3 protein-coding genes are annotated in these 2,625 nt (G+C 60.6%); all 3 read right to left on the reverse strand.

Translation table 11 applies throughout. The features are described from left to right. Window positions 1–131 precede the first annotated feature (131 nt). The 3 genes from folD to xseA all read right to left on the reverse strand — a co-directional run bounded on the left by folD (window position 132) and on the right by xseA (window position 2,579). Window positions 132–1,013, reverse strand: a complete 882-nt coding sequence (gene folD, locus NW834_RS13560) for a bifunctional methylenetetrahydrofolate dehydrogenase/methenyltetrahydrofolate cyclohydrolase FolD (RefSeq protein WP_414350294.1) — start codon at window positions 1,011–1,013, stop codon at window positions 132–134. 92 nt (window positions 1,014–1,105) lie between these two features. Next, a complete protein-coding gene (gene xseB / locus NW834_RS13565) occupies window positions 1,106–1,342 on the reverse strand; it encodes an exodeoxyribonuclease VII small subunit (protein WP_414350295.1) in 237 nt (78 codons plus the stop codon). Next, on the reverse strand, window positions 1,323–2,579 hold the full coding sequence (gene xseA / locus NW834_RS13570; RefSeq protein ID WP_414350297.1) for an exodeoxyribonuclease VII large subunit: 1,257 nt from the start codon (window positions 2,577–2,579) through the stop codon (window positions 1,323–1,325). The genes xseB and xseA overlap by 20 nt, the downstream gene beginning before the upstream one ends. Window positions 2,580–2,625: the final 46 nt, after the last annotated feature.

The raw sequence follows: 2,625 nt of genomic DNA on the forward strand, positions 1-2,625 counted from the left end.
ACCATAGTCATTTCAAGCTAGATTGAGACACTCCCCAAGCGCTCTGTGCCGCTGCCGCGACCAACCCCAGCTCTTCTCCCAGAGAGAGAGGGAAGTTAGGGAACAATGCAACAGAAATGTTTCATTCCTGTTTAATAATGACTACACAAGTGGCTGCGCAGTTTATAGCTCTGTAGGGTGTTGGCCAGCAGCATCGTTACCGTCATCGGCCCTACGCCTCCCGGTACGGGCGTGATGGCAGCGGCCAACTCTTTGACCGCTTCATAGTCCACATCTCCCACCAATTGCTCGGCTCCGGCAGGGGTCTCGATGCGGTTGATGCCAACGTCGATGACCACCGCGCCGGGTTTCACCATGTCTGCCCTCAATAGGCGGGGGCGGCCCACGGCCATCACCACAATGTCGGCGGCGCGGGTCACTTCTGCCAAGTCGGGGGTGCGGGAGTGGGCTAGGGTGACCGTCGCATCGGCGGCCAACAACATCAAGCTCAAGGGCTTGCCCACCAAGATGCTGCGACCGACCACCACTGCCTTTCGGCCTGCAATCGGGATCCCTTCTGCCTGCAACAGGCGCATCACGCCCAAAGGGGTACAACTGCGTAGGCCGGGCTCGCCGCGCAACAGCCGGCCCAGGTTGAGGGGATGGAGTCCATCCACATCTTTGTCGGGATTGATGGCCAGAAGGGGGGGGATGGGATCCCAGCCGGGGGGCAGGGGCAGTTGGACGAGGATGCCATCCACCCGCTCGTCCTGATTGAGTTGGTCGATGGTGTCGAGCAAATGGGCAGGGGAGTCTTGGGCGGAAAAATGTCGGCCAAAAGAAGCAATGCCCAACCGCTCACAGGCCCGCTCTTTGCCACGCACGTAAGCCGCACTGGCGGGATCCTCTCCAACCCGCAGCACTGCCAATCCCGGTGGCCGCCCCACCTGGGGTATCCAAGCTTGCACTTGGGCGGCCATCTCCGCTTGCAAGCGGGCGGCTAAGGCTTTGCCATCGAGGATCTTTGCGGGCATGGGGGCGCAAGGATAAAGACAACCATCCAACGACCATCCATAGTGAAGCAGAATGGCGACAGCAGTGCAGGGGGAATGATCGGGTGGGATCCCTAGAACGCTTGAGAGTCTTCTTCCTCTTGGCCCAATTGCTCGATGATGATCTCCACCTGCTGCCGCTTTTGCTCCAGGAAGTCCGCGCAGGTTTTCAGGGTTCGGGCGGCCTGTTGAAAGCGCTCCACCACCTCGGCCAGATCCAGCTCCCCCGATTCAATCTGGGCAATCAAAGTTTCCACTTCGGCAATGGCTGCTTCATAGCGCCACGGCTCCTCACGTTTGCGGCGGCTCATGGCTCTCCTCTACTCGTACCCATAGGCTTCCCGAGGCCAGTTGTATCATCAGGCGGGTTTGGGGAGGCAGGCGATGGGTGCGGATCAGGGATCCCTCTTCATCTCGCACCAAGGCATAGCCCCGTTTCAGAATGGCTTCGGGATCGAGCGCTTGGAGGCGATCTTGCAGGGCCTGTTGGTGCTGTTGGCGTTGCTGGAAGCGATGGCGCACGGCTTGGAGCAGGCGATGTTGGTGTTGGGTCAAGCGATCCTGAGCCTGTTGCAACAGCCGCTCTGGATGCACGTAAGCCAGGTGGTGTTGGGCCTGCTGCAAACGCTGCTGGGCTTTTTCCAAAGCTTGGCGAGTGCGTTCGATCAACTTCTGGCGCAACTGGGATCCCTGACGCTGCAATTCCCCCAGATCCGGCACGATCCGCTCGGCAGCTGCCGTTGGGGTATGGGCGGCGTAGTCGGCAGCGTAGTCAGCCAGGGTTTCATCCCGCTGGTGGCCAATCCCGGTGACCACCGGGATCCGACATTCGGCAATGGCTCGCACCACCCGCTCATCGTTAAAACAGGCCAAATCTTCGCTGGCTCCACCGCCCCGCGCCAAAAGAAGCACTTCCGCCCGCCCATCCTGTTCCACCCGGCGAATGGCCCGCACAATTGATTCCGGGGCCGCCTCCCCTTGCACTTGAGCTGGGGAGAACAGCACCCGTAGCCCGGGGTAGCGCTGGTTGAGGGTGCGCCGAATATCTCCCCAGCCGGCAGCGTGGGGGGAACTGACGACGGCAATGCACTGGGGATGAACAGGCAGAGGTCGTTGGTTATCGAACAAGCCCTCAGCACTGAGGCGGGCCTTGAGCTGTTGAAATCGCAACGCCAACAGCCCTTCCCCGGCAGGCAGCAATTGCCAGATGACGAGGCGATAATGGCTGCCGCCGCTATAGATGCCAAGTTGCCCAAGGGCAAGCACCTGTTGCCCCACTTCCGGCCAGAAGCTGAGCCTGGAAGTTTGGCCCTGCCAGACCACCCCCTTGAGAACGTCACCGGTTTCCGGATCGACTAGGGTCAAGAACAGGTGGCCATTGCGGTTGCGCTGGCAACTGGAGACTTCCCCGCTCACCCACAGCCTGACCAAGTAGGGATCCCCGGCCAGCAGCGATTTCAAATAACGGGACACTCCCCCCACCGAGAGCAGGGGAGCTTCATCCGTGAGCAAAAACTCCATCCCACTGCTGCGGGCGGCTAAAGTCACTTGTAAACTACCCGACCCTGACTACTTCGCAGTACAGGGCGGGCTT

This window comes from Synechococcus sp. R60.1 (assembly GCF_047461835.1).
Lineage (GTDB): Bacteria > Cyanobacteriota > Cyanobacteriia > Thermostichales > Thermostichaceae > Thermostichus.